We start from the raw sequence: 18,486 nt of genomic DNA on the forward strand, positions 1-18,486 counted from the left end.
GTTTGCAGTATCAGAAAGATTCAATGTTGCTTACAGCAAGACTACCAAGTATTAGAGTGTTTTTATTAGTTCTTTAAATAATGTAATCATGTTGGGCTCTGCTTTTGTTGCCATAGCAATAATCTCAGAAATATCAACCGGCTCAAGGTTTTCTCGGATCGCATTCATCAGTTAATACTGAAATAGCAGCGACTTTTAATTTGAGGTGATTAGCTACAATAATTTCGGGAACGGTACTCATCCCAACAGCATCAGCACCAATAATTTTAAGCATTCGGTATTCTGCTCCGGTTTCCAATTGAGGGCCGACAACGCTAGCGTATACGCCCTTGTGTAATGTGATATTATTTGCTTTTGCGATGGTCTCGAATGTGGTATTTATATCCAAATTATAAGGGGCGCTCATATCTGTAAAACGTTCACCTAAAGCTTCAACACCTTTAAAAGCTAAAGGAGAACTGCCTTGTAGGTTAATATGATCGTCTATGAGCATCAGCTCTCCCTTTTTAAAATTGAGATTGACTGCTCCCGCGGCATTAGAAACTAATAAGGTCTTAATGCCTAGTTTTTCCATAACACGCACAGGGTAGGTAACATCTTGAAGCGTATAACCTTCATACAAATGAAAACGGCCTTGCATAACAATGACTGTTTTCCCCTCTAAGATTCCGTAGATTAATTTACCTTTATGAAACTCAACAGTAGCGGTTGGAAAATGTGGAATATGGTTATAGCTTACTTCTTCAATGACTTCTATTTCATTAGTAAGCTGCCCCAATCCAGTGCCTAGAATTATTCCAACTTCAGGAGACTCAAAGCCTTTGTCTTGCAAGTATTCAACTGTTTTATTTATGTACTTAATCATTGTTATTTATAATATTTTGTAAAGGTTCAATGTACTCCAAATCTTCGTATAAATCAATATCATTTAGGGTCTCCAGCAACTGTATTTTGTTTTGCTTTAAATTGGCAACAGTGTCCTTAAAAACAGTTTCCGTTCCCCAATTTTTATTTTTAAATACTGAAGCATGAAGAGTTTTCATGCCTAGTAAATAATAACCGCCATCTTCTGCTGGACCAATCACGACATCATTAGCGTCTAAACCATGGAAGGCTTCATTGATATGGGTTGGTTGAAGATGAAACAAATCACTGCCGACAATTACTATTTTTTCATAACCATTCATAAAACCATTTTCAAAAGCCTTTTGCATGCGCTCACCTAGATCCTGACCCACTTGTTGGTGCTTTTGAAAAACCGAGGCCTCCCAAAAATCATTCTCCTTAATATTATCAGAATAATATACTGCCTTATCAGCATCCACTTGCTTGATTACTTTTTCGGTATGTTGGAGCAAGTACTTGTAAACACGTAAAGCAGCTTCATCACCAACTGTTTTAGCCAAACGGGTTTTGCATTTTCCTAATTCCGGATTTCGGGTGAATGTTATAATGAGGTTTTTTGAGTTCAATTATTTTTATTTTTTAAGTGTGCTAAAAACGGATACGGTTACAATGAACTTATTCTTTATTTTCATAAACGTGCTCGCCTCTCAATAACCATTTGCTCCATGCTTTATTGAACGTATGCACTTTTTGGGTTTCTTTATTGTTTGAATCTATGATACTAAACGCCTTATTTTTCCATTCAAAAATACCGCCATATAGATTATAAACATTCGTGTACCCTGCTTTTTTTAACTTCGCTCCAATGGTTTCAGAACGAATGCCAAGAGAGCAATAGACCACTATCTTTTTGTCCTTATTTGTATACTTTTTTTCAACTAAAGCCAAATCAAAATGATCATAACCAACATAAACAGCGTCTTTTAAATGGCTTACAGAATATTCTTGAGGCTCACGAGCATCGAATAGTATCGTTTTGGTTTTAGGCATCGCTAACTCCTCAACTGAAATATAAGGCACACTGTTATCATTATATTGCTTTAGCAATGCATCAAGCGTTTTTTGTGCACTCGCTTCTACAGATAAAAAAGTAACTATTAAAAAGAGGATGTATTTCATGATGGTTTATGATTCATCTATATTATTCTGTTACAACACCTTGACAGCTACTTCCTGCCCCAGCAGTACAGCCATAGCAGTGTTGGGAAATAACGATGTTTCGGCCTTCTAATAATTCTTGTTTGTATTCTGAAATATGTTTCGATTTACTATTTACTGGCAACTCCAACATTTGGTTAAAATCACAATCATATAAATAGCCATCCCAACTCACTGAAAGTGTATTGGTACACATTACATTTTTAACTGCTGCCGGATTGTAGGCTTCTACTAAGGCGTACATGTAATCTTCATAATTTTCTGAGGCAATTAAGTAATCCGGAAAACGTGCGATTGGTAAATTCGTGATGGCAAATAAATTGTGAAACTGAATATCAAAATCTTCTTTTAACGCTTTTTTGAAATCTTTCTCCATAGTAGATTGATTTCCTGGTAAATAAGCGCCATTAGGGTTGTAAACCAAATCTAGTTTCAAGCCACTATTTGGCATGCCGTAACCTCCGGCGTTTAACTCTTGCAAAGCTTTAATAGAGAGATCAAAGACACCTTCGCCCCTTTGTTTGTCTGTCTTTCCTCTAGTCCAATGTGGCATCGAAGACACGACGTGAATGTTATGTTTTTTAAAAAAATCGGGTAAATCGTAATGCTTTTTATTGGCCCTAATAATGGTCAAGTTAGAACGCACAATAAAATCTTTAACACCCACTTTAGAGGCTTCTTCGACAAACCATCTAAAGTGCGGATTCATTTACGGAGCACCACCAGTAAGATCCAGGGTATGAGCGCCTGTCGTTTTTATCACGTCAAGAATTTGTTGCATGGTGTCACGCGTCATGATTTCTTTCCTATCTCGGACCAGCATCTACATGACAATGTTCACACACTTGATTGCACATGTATCCCACATTGATTTGTAGGATCTCAAGTTGTTTTGCTTTTAAAGGAAATTGGCTAGTTTCAGCGATCTTTTCTTTAAACGTAGGTAACTCACCACTTTTAAAAATACCGTTAGAGAGGATTTCTAATTGTGTATTACTCTTCGCTAAATCACTATCTCTTTTATGTAATGATTGTGTTTTTACTTTCGTCATCAATTAAGTATTACTTCATCTTTACGTAAAATATGTAAAGCTAGTTTTGTTTTTGGGACTATTTTTAGATTTTGAACCTATTTAAGGTTTACTTATTCGTTAACAACGATAAGGGCCTTACATTTCCAGTTTATTAACTTTATTCATCATTTGAACCCCATGTACTAAAGTGGCACCACTTTTAATAGCTGCACCTACATGTAAAGCTTCCATCATTTCTTCCTTAGTAATACCGCGTTGTAAGCCGTCTTTGGTATAGGCATCAATGCAATACGGGCACTGTTCGGTATGTGCAACGGCAAGAGCAATTAAAGATTTTTCTCTCGCTGTGAGGGCGCCCTCTTCAAAAACTTTTCCATAATAATCAAAAAATTTATCGCCTAATTCCTGATTCCATTCGCTTATTTTTCCAAATTTTCTAAGGTCGGCTGGGTCGTAATATGTTTTCTGCATTTAAATAAAATTTTAGCTAAGATATAAATCTTATCTTTTATGTCGGAAATAGAAATCGTTCATAACAAACATTCCCACAATTATATTTTAAATTAGCACAATAAATAATTTTATCATGAATGACTACTTTTTTATAATATCTGTATTGGTCATATTGTCAGCGGCTTTTGGTTATATAAATGTGCGCTTTTTTAAGCTGCCAAACGCTATAGGTTTAATGTTGATTACCATTCTGTTTACCTTAGGCATTTTTGTGATAAGCTATTTTGATGCTACGCTATTAGATGCCGAGCGATACATCATTAAACAGATAGATTTTAAGGCTGTTTTATTGGATATTATGTTGAGTTTCTTGCTGTTTGCAGGAGCGTTACATACAAATTTCGAACAGCTTAAAGTGCAACGCTGGCCCGTGTTAGTGTTTTCAACTTTAGGCGTATTGGTTTCTACGTTTTTGGTCGGTACCGTAATGTATTTCATGCTGCAAGTACTCGGGTTGCCCATTCCGTTTATTTATTGTCTCTTGTTTGGTGCTTTAATTTCACCTACAGATCCCATCGCTGTTTTAGGGATACTCAAAAAAGCGGGGGTTCCAAAAAAATTAGAAACTAAAATTGTAGGGGAGTCCTTGTTTAATGATGGTGTTGGAGTTGTTGTCTTTTTAACTATTTTTCAAATAGCCAATTTAGGAATGGAAAATGTAGAAGTCCTAGATGTAGTGAAACTTTTTGTTCAGGAAGTGGTAGGCGGTATTCTTCTAGGAGGGGCTTTAGGTTGGATTACTTATCGATTAATGCGATCTATAGACGATTACGATATAGAAGTCATTATCACATTAGCGGCTGTTATGGGAGGGACATTGTTAGCACATCAATGGCATGTGTCGGCACCATTGGCAATGGTAACTGCAGGGCTAATTGTTGGAAAAGATACGGTTAGAAGTAGTGCTATGTCTGAAACAACGGAAACCTACGTAGATAAGTTCGGGAATTAATAGATATTTTATTAAATACTATCTTATTTGTGTTAATAGGTATGGAAATGTTAGTATTGGCTTTGGAAGGAGAGTATATTGTTGCTGGTTTATTGGCCATACCAATCGTATTACTATGCCGTTACGCTTCTTTGCTGCTACCCATTAATTTCTTTAAAAAGAAGTTGAATTTTGTTCCTAAAACCACTTTAATTATGACTTGGGGCGGTTTGAGAGGAGGAATATCCATTGCCTTGGCATTAGGTTTAACAGAGGCTATGCATCGGGATTTATTTTTGGTGGTTACTTATATAGTAGTGGTGTTCTCTATCTTGGTGCAAGGTTTAACCGTTGGTAAATTGGTTAAGAAAATTGAACTGAAATATCCTAAAACGGATAACCAATAGCAAAATTTAAAATAGGCTCGTCTGCTTTAAAATCAAAACGCTGTCCTTTTGGTTGAGCAGGATCATGAAAGGGTGCTGCCAAATCTAAACGGATAACAAAGCCCTGGACATCTACCCGTAAACCAACACCAGCCCCCATTCCTAATTCGCTTAAAAAGTCTCCTGAAAACTGCCCCCCTGTTAATGCGGGATTTTCTTTAGAGTTCCAAACATTTCCTGCATCTGCGAATAAGGCGCCCTTAAAGAAGCCAAAAATAGGAAAGCGGTATTCTACATTGGCCTCCAAGCGGATGTTTCCTGTTTGATCAAAAAAAGTGCCTTCATCGGTACCCTGCTCGTCATAGGTTCCAGGGCCCAAAGAGCGTATTCTAAAGGCACGAACACTATAAGGACCACCAGAATAGTACTGTTTTGTAAAAGGTAAAATATCTGAATTGCCATAAGCTAGACCGTAGCCTGCAAACAACCGTGTTGCGATGACTTGCGATTTACCAAAATTAAAGTGATACCGCAAATCGATGTCTGCTTTTGCATATTGTGCATATTCTAAGCCCAAAAATTCTTTGGGTTGTCCGGACTCCTTTTCTTTACCTAGTAAGCTAACAGAATTTCCTGCAATATCAAATGTCGCATTAGCAAAAAACTGATGTGTTTTACCAGCGTCTACCAGGCCATTGTAGGTGAAAGAGTAGGTAAGGCCGTGAAATAAATTCCTGATCGAAACTGCGTTTTAAGAATGGGTTTTCATTTAGTATATTTTGAAATGCTGAAGTCGTATTTGAAAGGCGCGTGTAATTTACGGTGACGGGGTTTATTTTATGAGTTACAAAACGATTGGCATCCCAAGCATAGCCAAACTGAGCGTTTGCAGATAGGAGCGTATATAATTTGCTTCGGTTTAAATAATCAAAACCTATAGAAGTAATGGTTTTTGGGATGGAATATTCAAAAAAGTCAGTATTAATTTTAAATGGAGAAATAACTCTTGGAAAAATTAACTCGCCTTTCAATCCCAATTCTAAACTACTTAACCCTGCTTGGTTGCCACTGGCAATCTGAGTTTCATAGCCTACTTTGGTACTTATATTTAATGTTTCGCCGCCTTTAAATAAATTACGGTTGCTATAGGTGATAACGAGTGCTGGTCCAGCAAAATTATTTGATTTTGTTACGGCCTGTAACTCTGCTCTAAGGGCTCTTTTGTTCAAAGGAGAGAGAAATATGTTTGCTTCTAAAAGGCCTAAACCGTCCTGAGCTAAGGAGTCCGTTTCTTTATATTGGATATTCACAAACTTGTACGCACCGATAGTGGATAAACGTCTTGCAGTGTTTTTTGATGTTATAGGGTTATATAACTGCCCTTCTTCTAATGTAATGAAAGGGTCTAAATATTTAGTTTTAAAGAAAATAGGATCCTGTATGTACGTCTTGCTATTGTATCGCTCATCATCATAAATTTTGGAATCTTTGGGTAACTCATAATCTGGATAAATATTGATCCGTCCTAAGCGATAGGGGATAATGGCTTTTTCCGGGACTTCGGCTTTCAATTTTAAAAATAAATCAATACGCTTTTTGTCGTAGCGATTACTATCGGCCTCAAATATTAAAAAGTCTCGGATTGAAGTTATAATAGCCTTTGCGTTTTAACATGGCATCAAGGCGTTCACGTTCTAATTTCATAGCCGTTAAATCGAAGCGAATGTCTTTTTTAAAATTGGATTTGGCAACGCTGGCTTCCAATTCTTCTTGTAAAGGGGAAGGCACAGAGTCTATTTGGTAGGTTTCAATTTTATAGGGCGAAGGGACTTTAATGGTATAGGTGACCGACGCTTCTTTTTTGTCGGGATCTTCAGTAAAAGTTGCCCTGGCTTGACTATAGAAAAAACCATTGTTTTCTAATCTATTAACAAGAATGTCTTCAACCTCATAAGGTTTAACATCACTTTGGTATACCGGATCTTCTCCAAACTGTTTGTATAGCCATTTATTAATAAAGCCGGGTTTTTCACGTTGCACCTTATAGTAATAATACAAACCTGGTTGCATACCTAAAAATTTTGAATTCGGTTCGGGGCGCAAAACGGTTTCTAATTCCGTTTTTAAACCGTAAGGGTTTTCCACGAGGCTATCGGCATTGATGTCAATATAAGCACCAGTATATAATAACTCACCTTGAGGAATGTATTTTTTTACGGCACAGGATTGTAAAATAAAAATACAGACCCCAACGCTAAAAAGCGTAAAAACACTTCTATAATTTCTCAATTGATAATTCACTATTGTTTATTTATTTCTTCGTTTTCAGGGTCAATTTTTTCCTGGTCTTTTTTCTTCTGCTCAGCCTTTAAACGATCTCGTTCTAATTTTTCTTCTTTGGTCTCATTGTAAAGAATAGCGTCCCAAAGTTCACTAAATTTATTAAATTCCTGAGTAAATATTAGCCCGATACCACTAACTATAGTTTGACCATCAATCACATTTTCAAATTCATTTCGTCTAAAGCCTTTTATCTTATAACGACCATTTTCAGTCAATAGATACTCTATGCTTACATTTCCAATTAAAGGTGTGGTTTCTCCAGTTGAGCTACTGCCTTGTAGGTCTATTTCACTTCCTACACGTACAATCAATCGATCATCAAACAAGCGTTTTTGAGCGGCAATGTTAAGTTGTGTTCGGTCTTGTGGTGCATTGCCTTGATAGTCTGTATAACTGTCTAGTCCAAAATCCAGTTCGAAACCGGAGTTTTCTAAGAGCTTATTGGAGAACACGTTTAATTGGTCTGACACCGCATCATTTAAATTACTTCTTGCGACTGTTGCAAATCCGCCTTTACTACCATCACTCCCTGGCTCGGGGTAAAAACGATTTAACACCAGTAACGAGAATACTTGCCTGTTTAATTCGCCTTCTTGCTGATTCACCTGTTGTACACGGCCATAAACCTGACCACCAATAGCTCCTTGCTCGCTCTCCGGCATGTCTAACTTAAAAGAAATTTTTGGCTGCAAGAGTTCACCATCAATATTTAAGTAAACATAAAAGGGAAGAACTTGTCTGTATTTGCCTCGCACAGACGGGTCTGCTCCTGAGATTTGTGGTGCCATAAGTGGAGAAGCAGAAGCTTTCAAATTGTAGATCGCACGAACATCTAGTTTCGCATCAAATGGGTCGCCAGCCCAACTGACTTTGCTGCCTGGCGCCAATTCAAACTTTCTGTTGACTAAATTATACAGGTTCATTTCATATAAACCAGCATCCACATTGTAAACACCAACGAGGTTCATGGCGCCGTTTGGTTTCATCCTAAAATCGAAATCCCCATGACCAGATACCTTAAAATAATCACCGGTGTCTTCATCTATAATAATGGTCACGGTTGCTTTTTTACCTACACTTAAAAATGTTTTTATATCGAAGCCTTTTATGGTGGCTGTTTGCGCTTCAGTTTGGGTTAAAATAGCATCGGGATTTTCACGATTGACAAAGATAACAACACCATCTCGGGACTCTACATTTACAGCTGCTGATGGCATAACATAGGTCACATCTGTATTGGAGCCAACCGTGGCATTGGCCTCTAATTTAGGAATTTGTAAATCGCCTGTTAAACTAGCACTGGCATCAAAACTAGCTGTTCCATATAGGAAATTGTTATCTTCTTTCGTAGCATTTAGAAATTGAAAATCTTTAGCTTTTAGTTTTAAGTTAAATTTGGGATTTAAAAAAGACTTGGTAAATATGTCTCCGTAAACGATAAGACTGTTTTTATTCTTATCACGAATAGTAAAATTAGATAATGAGAAGCCGGTGTTATCCATCTTGATATTCTCGTTTTCTAAGGTGAAAGCAGCATTGAACATGGCGACGTTAAAACCCGCATTATCAAAATTAAGCTGGCCTTTGTATTGTGGTTCTGCTGTTGTGCCTGTAACTTTGAAATTACCAGAGAAACTGCCGTCGGTCTCTTTTAAATGGCCTTGAGAAAATTTCTCCAAAGCTTTCATTTTAAAGGTGTTAATATCTAAGTGTAGATCGAGATTTGCGCCGCCTTCGTTAGCTAGATAATCTCCTACCAAATCTAAATCTATAGCGCCACCTTTCACTGTCGTATTAAAAGCGTAGCTATTATTACCAAGAGATCTTCCCGTTATAGATAATTTCCCTAAATCGGCTTTTAAAATTTCAAATTCACGCACATCGACATCTGCTAAAATACCAGTATCTTTAAACGGTTCTTCTAAAATAAACTCACCATTAATATTTCCTGATGCTAATGTTTTGTCAGTATTAAAATAACTCAGAAAATCGTCTAATCTAAAATTATTAAAGTCTAAGGCAATATGCTCTTTATCAACGTTCGGTAACTTATCTGTAATACGCACCTGTTGCGAGCCATTACTAATGCTGAAATTATTAAATTCTAGTTTGTCTGTAGAGTATATTATTTCATTAGTCTCAGGTGTCGTCCAAGGTTCTTCGTTAAAAGTTAAGTCCTTTTGCAATACATGAAATTGTAGGTTGTCTCTAGAGCCTTTGATTTGAGACAATACATTAATGAGCTTTTTATTATCATTATAAGCCGTGAAGGTCAATAGCATTTCGTTATTTTTCTGATCGCCTGAAATTACAGTTTTTTGTATCGCTATTGGTCCGGCTTTAAGCGCATTAAAGCCTAAATTAAAACTTAAATCTTCTTTCGTAGTGTTTAAGGAGAAAGCTAGGCTGTCTAATTCGTTGCCACTATAGTTAATATGGGGGGCAGTAATATTAGCCCTTAATTGCCGTTCTTTTTGTTTAAAATCAACGGTGATAGCAATAGTATCTAAATCTTTTACATTGACTAAGAATACCTCGTTAAGCAAAGGGGATTGCGCGATGTGTCCTTCTAATTTTAAATTCACGGGATGCTTAAGCGTGTCTTCAATAAAAGCGTCACGATAGAAATAACTATACAAGTGGTCTTTAATAGCAACACTAAAAGATTTTGGGTCTGTATTAGATTGTAAATCGATAGCAAGCATTTTGTTTTTAAAAGAGACTGCAGTCGTGTCTTTTCTCACAAAACCGCTCGCATGAATGCCACCAAGGAGATAGGTTTTATTATCATAAACAACAACGCCGTCATCTATGTTAGCGTCAAACTTATATTTTTCTGTATTGCCTTTAAAAGTCGCTCTTAATTTTAAGCCTGTTCTAATGTCTCGACGCATTAAGCCCAAACCTTGCAGGTTTGCACCAATCAAGTTTAGATCAATCTGTGCCTTAGGAGCTATAGAATCTAAAACCACCAGAGTATTAAGGTCTAAATTGAGGTGGTCGTCTTTATAGTGTGAATTAATAATTCCTGTTCCATTTTTAAAATCTCCAAAAATTTTAAGGTCCTTTATGGCATAGGTTTTATAACTAAAGCTAGAAATGGTCGTTTCTGTTTTTGCATCTAATGTGTTAACAGTTTGTCCTTGGCCTTTGGCATTCATGGTAAGGCTCAAAGTACCTAGAGCGTCATTTTTTAATAAAGCATTTAATTTATATGCTTCAACTTTTACAAGAGCATCAAAGGAAATCGTGTTGTGACTGTTGAATTGTCCGTCAATATTAACAACCCCTTGCGATGTGGTTATTTTAGATTTCGTGTGAATATTTTTTAGTCCCCCATTGGCATCGCCAGAGATAGCCATGGCTTTTGGTAGAGAGACCCCCATTTCACTTTCATTCACAAATTTCAAGAGGTCAGATTTAATGGTTTTTGCTGAAAAATAGGGAAGGTCAAACTGAAGATTATCTCGGATTTGTTATATTTTTAATGGTGCCATTAGCAGAAATTTGCGTCGTTTGTCCCCAATTGAGTAATACATCGGATAGTGTAACATTAGATAAGTAGCCGAAGCTTTAATAGCTCCCGTTAAAGGTTGTTGACTTAATTTGTCAAGATAGTTATTCTGTTTGAGTGCCGGTTGAAAGGCAAACACTTCACTTAAATGGAATTCAAAATCAGAGAGGTTTAGATTGATGTGCGCATGTTCTGGATTAGAAATTAATTCTGAAAGGGTGTTGTATGTTAACACGGTATCACCATTGATGAAGTTGTCATTCAATCTCAGCTTCAATTTCTCAATGTTTACTTTCTTATCGGTAATTGTCGCCGCAACAGTTAAGGCCTTTAAATGATATCCTGAAGCCTCTTTAAAAGAAGCATTACTTAAGTTAATGCCTGCATTATTTTCTTTTAAATATAGGGAGTTACCAACTAAATTAATATTTTTAAACTCTAGAGCACTAGGATTAAAAGTGCCTACTTTGGGTTTGCTATCATTAACGTAATAACCAAAAACATCATTATTAAGCGTGACGTTTTTAATGCTTATATTGAAATTGGGCCATTTAAAATTATCCACGTCTTCTTTTATCTCATCACCAGCTTCTTTGAGGGTTTCTGTTATAATGTTGTCTTTAGTTCGGGTAAACAGAAGAACTTCAGACTGGTTTAGTGTCAAATAATCGACATCTATGGCATTCTTAGCAATGTTAAATTGAGGAATGTCTGCCGTAAGGCTTTTAATGGAAATATTGGTAGTTAACAAATCTGGAATTGATTTGTAATTAACGATGAGATTATTTGCAATTAAAACCTCTGCAGAGAGAAATGGTAAGGGGGAAGCGTCCTCCTTTTCAACGTAAGGTATGGGGTTTTGAAATATATTGACGTTGGCATCGTCTAAAGCAATATTTGAAGCCATAAACCTCATGGTCTCCAAATGCACAGACTCCATGTCTAACTTAAGAGTTCCAATAGTAAACCGACTATCAATACCAGTTACAGCATCGTTGTAAACCACATCAATATTTTTAAAATCCAGTTGGCCTAGAACTAAATTTAAAGGGGCTGTCGTTTTGGTAGTCGGTTCTTCGCTTTCTGTGGCGAAAGCATCGATTAAAAACTGAAAGTTAAAGCCGTTAATCGTATCTTTTCTAATTATGTTAGCGCGCAATCCTTTCCACTGCAGGTCGTCAACGCCAATACCTGTTCCATTAATCATGGACCATAAGGGGATATTTGCTTCTAAAGATTTTGAATAAATTAGGGTGTCTCCTTTTTTGTCTTCGAGGTATAAATCATCCAATTGAATATCACCATCAAAGGTTACGAAGAGTTTTTTTATACTTACCTTAGTGTTGGTTTTATTAGATATATAGGAAACAACCTTATTTACTACAATATTTTGACCAAAAGGACTGCGAATAAATAGTATTAAAGTTATGAAAAGAAGTAATAGGCTTAAAGAAATTTTTCCTATGACCTTTAGAATGCGGTTGACCTTATTTTTAGATTTAGGTATTTTATCTTTTTCGTTTTTCAATGGCAGCACTAATAATCTACAAAGCTATTACAATACAATTTAATAAAGGTGCTCTAAAAGTTTTATTAATATTACGAAATACATAATATAGATCCGCATTAATGCAATTGAAATTTAGGGTCTACGCTGTCCGTTTTTTTCCGGATATGTTCCGAATTAAGATAAAAACTCCCTATAAAATCGAAATGACATTCATTAGGGGCAATGATAGATAGAAATGGGTTTTGAGATGTGTCTTTGTACAGATGATACGTTTGACCTATAATAGGTTCGAAATTAAATTTAGCATTATAAACCAAATTATTTTGTTCCAATTCCTCCATCATTTTAGCATATTCGGCTTTAAGTTCCAGGTACTTTGCCTCAATTTGTTTATTGGCTTTGAGGATGTTTTTATTTTTCCAAGTGACATTATCTGTGGCTACAATAGCAGGTGCGCCCACATTAGTGCCGTAAGGTTTTAAGGCCGCATCATACTTCGGGAGGCCGCATCAAATACTATGTTGTCGGGTTTCTTTTCCATATTATAAATATTAAAAAACCAAATGTATTGTGCGATATCTCGGTGTGAAAAGAGGACTTAAACACGAGGCACACCCTTAATTCGTTTTTCAATTTTACGTTTTTTTTCTGTTAAAACCTTCATCACCTCCATGAGGTGTGCGTCTTTTGTCTTCTTATACACTTTATTTATGGCCAAAATTAAGGCTTTAGCTTTTCTTGAAGCGACCACGCGATCACTGGTAGACATATGACTCATCTTTGCTTTTTCAAATTGCTCTGCTTCTAATAACAAATCCATAATCAACTATTTTTTGTTTAAATTTTTATAAAAATAATTAAACACCATTAAAACTATACTAAGAAAATCATAAAATATTCTTATGGCAGTATAACGGTAGGGAATGATTGTTTTTTAAATCTTTCATTAATAAGAAATTCAAAAAGATAATGCGATATAGATTTTAGCAAAAAAAACATAAACAAGTAATGCGTTTTTCTATTAACATTGGTTTAAAAGCATCGTGACCCCGTGAGATAAATTTATAAGATTTGAATAGGGGTTTTTAGTTATAAACATTTACGATTTAAATCTTTTACTTAACTTTACGGGTTATAGAAGGTTTTCAAGTTGGTAAATAGAAGTTCTATACTACCTATGCGATAAAATAAATAGTGTAAATGTTTCTAAATAGTAACGTATGTACCACTATTTTCTTTGAATTCTATAAAAAATGAATACTATCAGCAAAAAATAAAGCATTGGTCTAAACGAAAACAAACTATGGATGATAATTCTGCGCTTTCAAAATTGAAGGACTCATTGATGGAACATTGGAACGATTTCATTTATCAGGTTCCAAACATAATAATCGCTATTTTAATAGTCGCCTTTGGGTTTTTGCTCTCTAATAGCGTCGCGCTCTTTTTTAAAAAGATTATAGCTTCCAAGACTCAAGACCCTCTTATGACTAATTTTTTGTCTAAAACCATAAAACTAGGTCTCATTATTTTAGTGGTTTTGTTTGCGCTTAACGTTGCAGGACTTGGGGGTATTGCGACCGGTGTGTTAACGGCGGCAGGGGCTTCTGCTGTTGTTATTGGATTTGCGTTTAAGGATATAGGAGAAAACTTTATTGCTGGAGTCATATTATCGTTCAATCGCCCTTTTAATTTAAATGATACCGTGAAAATTGACGATATTTTTGGTAAAGTAAAAGCGATGCAATTTCGGTATACCAAACTGAAAACATTTGATGGACGAGACGTTTATATTCCCAATAGCGATATCATAAAAAAAGCCGTTTATAATTATACAGAAGATGGTTATTTTAGACTAGATTTCGTAGTGGGTATTGATTATGACGACGAGATTGATATCGCGAAACAAGTCATTCCGGATGCTGTAATTAAGTCTGAAGGTGTCATTAATACAGAAACCCATGAATGTTTTGTAACTGTTGACTCCCTAGGTGTGAGTACCGTAAATCTTAAAGTATTATTCTCGGACTAAAACCATGGAGTACAGGCGCAGGGCCTTAGAGGTACGCAGTGATGTGATAAGGAATGTAAAACAAGTTATTTTGAAGAACGGACTCAATATGCCGGCGGACATTACAGAAATTAAACTTTACGGGTCTCAAACCAGTATTCCTGTTACCATTAAAAAGAAGTAAACAGAAATAGCTAAGTGTTCTTTGACCAGCTCTGCGAAGTGTGCAACGCTGCGGTAAGTTTGTAATTTCGTACCGTTCAGTTATGTTTTAATGACTTTGAAGTTGCAAACTCAATAGTTTTGTATTAATGTTATATAGCTAGCTGTGCGAAGTTTGCAACTTCGTACCGTAAAGTTCATTGGTTTAATAAAGCTTCGAAGTTGCAACCTTCGAAGAGCAGGATTTTAGTGCTGTAAACTCTACTGTGTTATCTAGTTCATTTACTATTTTAGTAACACGACAAAAACTTGTACCATGCAACAATTAAAAATAATGAAATTTATAGGTGTTTTAGCATTAATTATAAGCTTAATTGGATGCACGGAAGAACCAAAATTGAGTAAAGCGAATAAAATTTTAAATATGCTTTCGGAAAACCATGTAGAGAAGCAAATATTAAACATTAAGACAGATTCTTTTGTAATTAGTAAAAATGGTCTTAAGTATGTTTTTAAAAAAGCTTAATTCCAAAATATTAGCAATAAAGAAGTAGAAGTATTGATCTATGAGTATTTAGAGTTAAATGATCTAATATTAAATAATATACCAACGATTGCCGATAAAGGAGAGTTATTAGAATCGAAAGGAGTCTATAGAATAGAATTTCGTAGTGATTCAACTTACCTTAAAGGAGATAAAACAATCAATGTTGAATTGAATAATGATGATTATGTAAATTATTTGATTTTTAAAGGCGATACAATTGAAAAAGGGAATTTTGTATGGAAAGAAGAGGGAGAGTTATTTTCCAGTATTATGTATCCATTTAATGGAGATCCACATTTTCATATGATAAGAGAAGTTCCCATAGACTCTTTAGTTTATTATGAAAACTATAGAGATTCGATTTATAAAATAAACAATGTAAGTGAATTTGATAAAATAAATAATGACATTTTATATAGTTTTTCTATGAATAGTAACATATGGATTAACGTTGACAAATTAATAGAAACACCACTTGAAAAAGATTTTGAAATAAAATGTAAGCAGATAGATTTGTACGAGGATTATGTAGTTTACGTTATTTATGAAAACATGAATTCATTTACAAGTTTTTATTTAACCAGTGATAATTTAACATTAAATCAATTGCCTATTGTAGGTAATGCAAGAAGTTTTATAGTTACCTATTCTGATGATAAAATATTATACGATGAGTTTTTAATAAACGAAAAAACAAACCCGTAAATAAATATTAAACTTAGTGAGGTAGGCTTAGACGCGTTTAAAGAGCTATTAATAAAAAATTAAATAAATTACAAATTAGTAAACCAGCTCTGCGAAGTCTGTGATCTGCTGTGCTATTGGAATCCCCCGCTCCCGCTAGTTTTCAAAACTAGTGGCACTACGAGTAAGCATAGTTTAGTAGCTGTACGTCCACTAAGCGCAGCTTAGCGGTAGCGAGCATATGTCCAGCTCTGCGAAGTAGGCTGTGCGAAGTTTGCAACTTCGTACCGTAAAGTATAGAGCCAACAAAAAGTGATTTTTACTAATTCTTAAAAATCACGTAGATATTAATGGCAAAACGTTATTAACTATCGGCGCTATCTAATTATAGTTGGGTTTAAAATAACATGAGGCGTTTATTATGTCCTAGTGTTTTAATAATCTGTCTTGTTAGGTCATCCATTTATAAAATCAGCGGCATCCATGTGAATGGTTAAATAAGTTTTCCTATAAAAACCAAAAAACCCAATCTTCTCAGATTGGGTTTTTAGTGGTGGTGCCTCCAGGAATCGAACCAGGGACACAAGGATTTTCAGTCCTTTGCTCTACCAACTGAGCTAAGGCACCAGTTGCATTTAATTGCGAGTGCAAATATAGTTTCAATTTTAATACTTGCAAAAGAAATTTTATAAAATTTCATTTACTAAATTTACATTTTTCAAATTTAACTATGAATTTAATCATTGATGTGGGTAATAGTTTTACTAAACTGGCTGTTTTTGAGCAGAGTAGTATGTTTCTCAAAGTGCGTGTTGAAACAGAAGATTGTGTAAAAGAAATTAAAAAACTTCAACATATTTATGAAGATTTTGAGCTTGCAATTGTTTCTTCGGTCGGAAAACTAGATGAAAAGGCTGCAAATTTCCTAAAAAAAGTATTTCGACTCCAAATTTTAACCCATGAAACTAAACTGCCATTTAAGAGTTTATATGCGACACCAAAAACATTAGGTATCGATCGTATTGCTTTGGTTTGCGCTTCCGTAGATCAGTTTCCGGACAGAAACGTATTAATTATTGATGCGGGTACCTGTATTACTTTTGATTTTATTAATGCCAATAACGAGTATCTAGGAGGCGCCATATCGCCCGGTATTCGTATGCGTTATAAAGCCATGCACAATCAAACAGCTAATTTACCGTTATTACTTACTGAAATTCCAAATCATATTATTGGAAATTCTACGGCAAACGCTATGCATTCCGGTGTTTGGCATGGCGTTATAAACGAAATAGACGGTAATATTGAAAGGTATCTAGAAAAATATTCAGATTTAACAGTAATTTTAACAGGAGGAGACACTAAAATGTTGTCTAAACAATTAAAAAGTAGCATATTTGCGGACTCAGATTTCCTTTTAAAAGGATTAAATTTTATTTTACAACATAACTCACTCTAATGATTAAAAAACTTGTATTAGTTTTTATTGCACTTTTCGCAATTCAAAGTTACGCTCAGGAAACCACCGCTTCACCTTATTCATTTTATGGTATAGGAACCTTAAAATTCAAGGGCTCAGTAGAAAATAAAAGTATGGGTGGATTGAGCATCTACAAAGACAGCATCCATATTAATTTTAGAAACCCTGCCACCTATGGCGGAATGAATATTGAGACCTTTCAAAATGAAAGCCGTCCCGTAAAGTTTACCGTTGGAGGTAGCCACACATCAACAGAGCTCAAAAGTGATTTCGGTAGCGATCGTGTTAAAGCGTCTACCTTTGACTATTTAGCGTTATCTATACCCGTGGGGAAATTCGGTTTTGGCTTTGGTTTATTACCTTATACAGCTGTGGGTTATCGTTTAGAAACGAACAACGATGCAGGTAATATTGGTACCCGTTTTAGAGGAGAAGGCGGATTAAATAAAGCCTTTTTATCAGCAGGATATCAAATTACTAATGAATTAAGTGCTGGAATTGATGCCAATTATAATTTTGGTAATATTCAAAATAGTACCATTCAGTTCAATTATAATGGTCAAAATGAACCCCTGCAAACACAGTCACGTGAGAATAACAGATCCGATTTAAGCGGAGTTAGTCTTAATATTGGTTTGCACTACCAGCGTATGTTAACAGATAAATTAGAGCTTCAGTCCTCAGTGACCTATGCACCTTCGAGTAATTTAACCTCTAAAAATCAGCGTTCATTTTCAAGCATTATCATTAACGCATCGACAGGTTCTGAAAGTGTGGTAGAGACCATGGAAGCGGATTTATCTGCCTCTCGGTTTGAAAGAAACAAGTTTAACCTTGCCATCAAGAATCTCGTTTGGAGCGGGAATAGGACAACCAAGAAAATGGTTTACGGGGGTTGAATATACCTCACAAAATACTAGTGAATTTTCAAATGTACTGTATCAAAATACGGGGTCGACCTTTGAAGATGCCTCGACATTGTCTATTGGTGGATTTTATATTCCACAATACAATTCGTTTACAAGTTACTGGAAAAGAGTGGTTTACAGAGGGGGTTGCGCTTTGAAAACACCGGTTTAAAAATTGAAAACGAATCGATTAAAGAGTTTGGCATAGCTTTTGGAATAGGTATACCAGTGGGAACAATTAAAAACCCGTTCTCTAATGCCAATATAGGTTTTGAAATAGGACAGCGCGGTACAACAAACGCGAATCTTATTCAAGAGAATTTTATAAAAGTCCAATTGAGTCTGTCGCTAAACGATAGGTGGTTTGATAAAAGAAAATACAACTAACAAAACATTAAA

18 protein-coding genes, 1 tRNA gene and 3 pseudogenes are annotated in these 18,486 nt (G+C 35.4%); 9 read left to right on the forward strand and 13 right to left on the reverse strand.

Going from position 1 to position 18,486, the window contains the following annotated elements; translation table 11 throughout:
* Positions 1 to 51: 51 nt before the first annotated feature.
* From N7U66_RS15365 to N7U66_RS15385, 5 genes and pseudogenes are all read right to left on the reverse strand, one after another.
* Positions 52 to 865: pseudogene (locus N7U66_RS15365) on the reverse strand (purine-nucleoside phosphorylase).
* Positions 858 to 1,472 carry a TIGR04282 family arsenosugar biosynthesis glycosyltransferase gene (locus N7U66_RS15370; protein ID WP_267676028.1) on the reverse strand — a complete coding sequence of 205 codons (615 nt, stop codon included), beginning with the start codon at positions 1,470 to 1,472 and terminating at the stop codon, positions 858 to 860. Before N7U66_RS15370 ends, N7U66_RS15365 begins: the two are co-directional and overlap by 8 nt.
* 49 nt (positions 1,473 to 1,521) lie before the next feature.
* Entirely contained in the window at positions 1,522 to 2,025 is a 504-nt protein-coding gene (locus tag N7U66_RS15375) for a rhodanese-like domain-containing protein (protein WP_267676029.1), read from the reverse strand.
* Between the two features lie 22 nt (positions 2,026 to 2,047).
* Positions 2,048 to 3,116: pseudogene (gene arsS, locus N7U66_RS15380) on the reverse strand (arsenosugar biosynthesis radical SAM (seleno)protein ArsS).
* Between the two features lie 117 nt (positions 3,117 to 3,233).
* Positions 3,234 to 3,569, reverse strand: coding sequence for an arsenosugar biosynthesis-associated peroxidase-like protein (locus tag N7U66_RS15385; protein WP_044402341.1), 336 nt, complete (start codon positions 3,567 to 3,569; stop codon positions 3,234 to 3,236).
* 115 nt (positions 3,570 to 3,684) lie between these two features.
* Here N7U66_RS15385 and N7U66_RS15390 point away from each other — a divergent pair.
* Positions 3,685 to 4,949 (forward strand): annotated as a pseudogene (locus N7U66_RS15390) (cation:proton antiporter).
* Here the strand turns inward: N7U66_RS15390 and N7U66_RS22845 are convergent.
* The 7 genes from N7U66_RS22845 to N7U66_RS15415 form a co-directional block, all read right to left on the reverse strand.
* A complete protein-coding gene (locus tag N7U66_RS22845; RefSeq protein ID WP_449274491.1) occupies positions 4,930 to 5,505 on the reverse strand; it encodes a BamA/TamA family outer membrane protein in 576 nt (191 codons plus the stop codon). The pseudogene N7U66_RS15390 and the gene N7U66_RS22845 overlap by 20 nt on opposite strands.
* A 97-nt stretch (positions 5,506 to 5,602) precedes the next feature.
* Positions 5,603 to 6,499, reverse strand: coding sequence for a hypothetical protein (locus tag N7U66_RS22850; protein ID WP_449274492.1), 897 nt, complete (start codon positions 6,497 to 6,499; stop codon positions 5,603 to 5,605).
* A 49-nt stretch (positions 6,500 to 6,548) separates the two neighbouring features.
* Positions 6,549 to 7,229, reverse strand: coding sequence for a hypothetical protein (locus tag N7U66_RS22855; protein WP_449274493.1), 681 nt, complete (start codon positions 7,227 to 7,229; stop codon positions 6,549 to 6,551).
* The gene (locus tag N7U66_RS15400; RefSeq protein ID WP_267678540.1) at positions 7,229 to 10,672 is read right to left on the reverse strand and encodes a translocation/assembly module TamB domain-containing protein; all 3,444 of its coding nucleotides are present in this window, start codon (positions 10,670 to 10,672) and stop codon (positions 7,229 to 7,231) included. The genes N7U66_RS22855 and N7U66_RS15400 overlap by 1 nt, the downstream gene beginning before the upstream one ends.
* 75 nt (positions 10,673 to 10,747) lie before the next feature.
* Positions 10,748 to 12,313, reverse strand: coding sequence for a DUF748 domain-containing protein (locus N7U66_RS15405; RefSeq protein WP_267676030.1), 1,566 nt, complete (start codon positions 12,311 to 12,313; stop codon positions 10,748 to 10,750).
* A 98-nt stretch (positions 12,314 to 12,411) separates the two neighbouring features.
* Positions 12,412 to 12,756, reverse strand: a complete 345-nt coding sequence (locus tag N7U66_RS15410; RefSeq protein ID WP_313791268.1) for a DUF2452 domain-containing protein — start codon at positions 12,754 to 12,756, stop codon at positions 12,412 to 12,414.
* 137 nt (positions 12,757 to 12,893) lie between these two features.
* The gene (locus N7U66_RS15415) at positions 12,894 to 13,115 is read right to left on the reverse strand and encodes a hypothetical protein (RefSeq protein ID WP_267676031.1); all 222 of its coding nucleotides are present in this window, start codon (positions 13,113 to 13,115) and stop codon (positions 12,894 to 12,896) included.
* 417 nt (positions 13,116 to 13,532) lie between these two features.
* Here N7U66_RS15415 and N7U66_RS15420 point away from each other — a divergent pair, with 417 nt between their 5' ends.
* The 4 genes from N7U66_RS15420 to N7U66_RS15430 all read left to right on the forward strand — a co-directional run bounded on the left by N7U66_RS15420 (position 13,533) and on the right by N7U66_RS15430 (position 15,720).
* Positions 13,533 to 14,327, forward strand: coding sequence for a mechanosensitive ion channel family protein (locus tag N7U66_RS15420; protein ID WP_313791269.1), 795 nt, complete (start codon positions 13,533 to 13,535; stop codon positions 14,325 to 14,327).
* A gap of 4 nt (positions 14,328 to 14,331) precedes the next feature.
* Positions 14,332 to 14,490 (forward strand): hypothetical protein, encoded by a 159-nt coding sequence (locus tag N7U66_RS22165; RefSeq protein WP_313791270.1) that lies wholly within the window; start codon positions 14,332 to 14,334, stop codon positions 14,488 to 14,490.
* Positions 14,491 to 14,784: 294 nt separating this feature from the next.
* Positions 14,785 to 14,994, forward strand: coding sequence for a hypothetical protein (locus tag N7U66_RS15425; RefSeq protein ID WP_267676032.1), 210 nt, complete (start codon positions 14,785 to 14,787; stop codon positions 14,992 to 14,994).
* Between the two features lie 33 nt (positions 14,995 to 15,027).
* Positions 15,028 to 15,720: a hypothetical protein gene (locus tag N7U66_RS15430; protein ID WP_267676033.1), complete on the forward strand. Its 693-nt coding sequence runs from the start codon at positions 15,028 to 15,030 to the stop codon at positions 15,718 to 15,720.
* Positions 15,721 to 16,250: 530 nt separating this feature from the next.
* On the opposite strand, the gene N7U66_RS15435 is transcribed toward N7U66_RS15430, so the two are convergent.
* A tRNA-Phe gene (locus tag N7U66_RS15435) sits at positions 16,251 to 16,326 on the reverse strand.
* Positions 16,327 to 16,429: 103 nt separating this feature from the next.
* On the opposite strand from N7U66_RS15435, the gene N7U66_RS15440 reads away from it, so the two are divergent.
* The 4 genes from N7U66_RS15440 to N7U66_RS22175 are packed head-to-tail and all read left to right on the forward strand — an operon-like array spanning position 16,430 to position 18,474.
* Positions 16,430 to 17,158, forward strand: a complete 729-nt coding sequence (locus N7U66_RS15440) for a type III pantothenate kinase (RefSeq protein ID WP_267676034.1) — start codon at positions 16,430 to 16,432, stop codon at positions 17,156 to 17,158.
* A complete protein-coding gene (locus tag N7U66_RS15445; RefSeq protein WP_313791271.1) occupies positions 17,158 to 18,078 on the forward strand; it encodes a hypothetical protein in 921 nt (306 codons plus the stop codon). The genes N7U66_RS15440 and N7U66_RS15445 overlap by 1 nt, the downstream gene beginning before the upstream one ends.
* Positions 18,014 to 18,259 carry a hypothetical protein gene (locus N7U66_RS22170; protein WP_313791272.1) on the forward strand — a complete coding sequence of 82 codons (246 nt, stop codon included), beginning with the start codon at positions 18,014 to 18,016 and terminating at the stop codon, positions 18,257 to 18,259. Before N7U66_RS15445 ends, N7U66_RS22170 begins: the two co-directional genes overlap by 65 nt.
* 56 nt (positions 18,260 to 18,315) lie before the next feature.
* A complete protein-coding gene (locus N7U66_RS22175; protein ID WP_313791273.1) occupies positions 18,316 to 18,474 on the forward strand; it encodes a hypothetical protein in 159 nt (52 codons plus the stop codon).
* Positions 18,475 to 18,486: the final 12 nt, after the last annotated feature.

The organism is Lacinutrix neustonica (assembly GCF_026625145.1).
Classification (GTDB): Bacteria; Bacteroidota; Bacteroidia; order Flavobacteriales; family Flavobacteriaceae; genus Lacinutrix; species Lacinutrix neustonica.

Excerpts from the sequence above, each read along its gene's own strand:
- N7U66_RS15440 (WP_267676034.1), top strand. The coding sequence starts at position 16,430 with ATGAATTTAATCATTGATGTGGGTAATAGTTTTACTAAACTGGCTGTT.
- N7U66_RS15445 (WP_313791271.1), top strand. The coding sequence starts at position 17,158 with ATGATTAAAAAACTTGTATTAGTTTTTATTGCACTTTTCGCAATTCAA.
- N7U66_RS15385 (WP_044402341.1), bottom strand. The coding sequence starts at position 3,569 with ATGCAGAAAACATATTACGACCCAGCCGACCTTAGAAAATTTGGAAAA.
- N7U66_RS15375 (WP_267676029.1), bottom strand. The coding sequence starts at position 2,025 with ATGAAATACATCCTCTTTTTAATAGTTACTTTTTTATCTGTAGAAGCG.
- N7U66_RS22165 (WP_313791270.1), top strand. The coding sequence starts at position 14,332 with ATGGAGTACAGGCGCAGGGCCTTAGAGGTACGCAGTGATGTGATAAGG.
- N7U66_RS15415 (WP_267676031.1), bottom strand. The coding sequence starts at position 13,115 with ATGGATTTGTTATTAGAAGCAGAGCAATTTGAAAAAGCAAAGATGAGT.
- N7U66_RS15425 (WP_267676032.1), top strand. The coding sequence starts at position 14,785 with ATGCAACAATTAAAAATAATGAAATTTATAGGTGTTTTAGCATTAATT.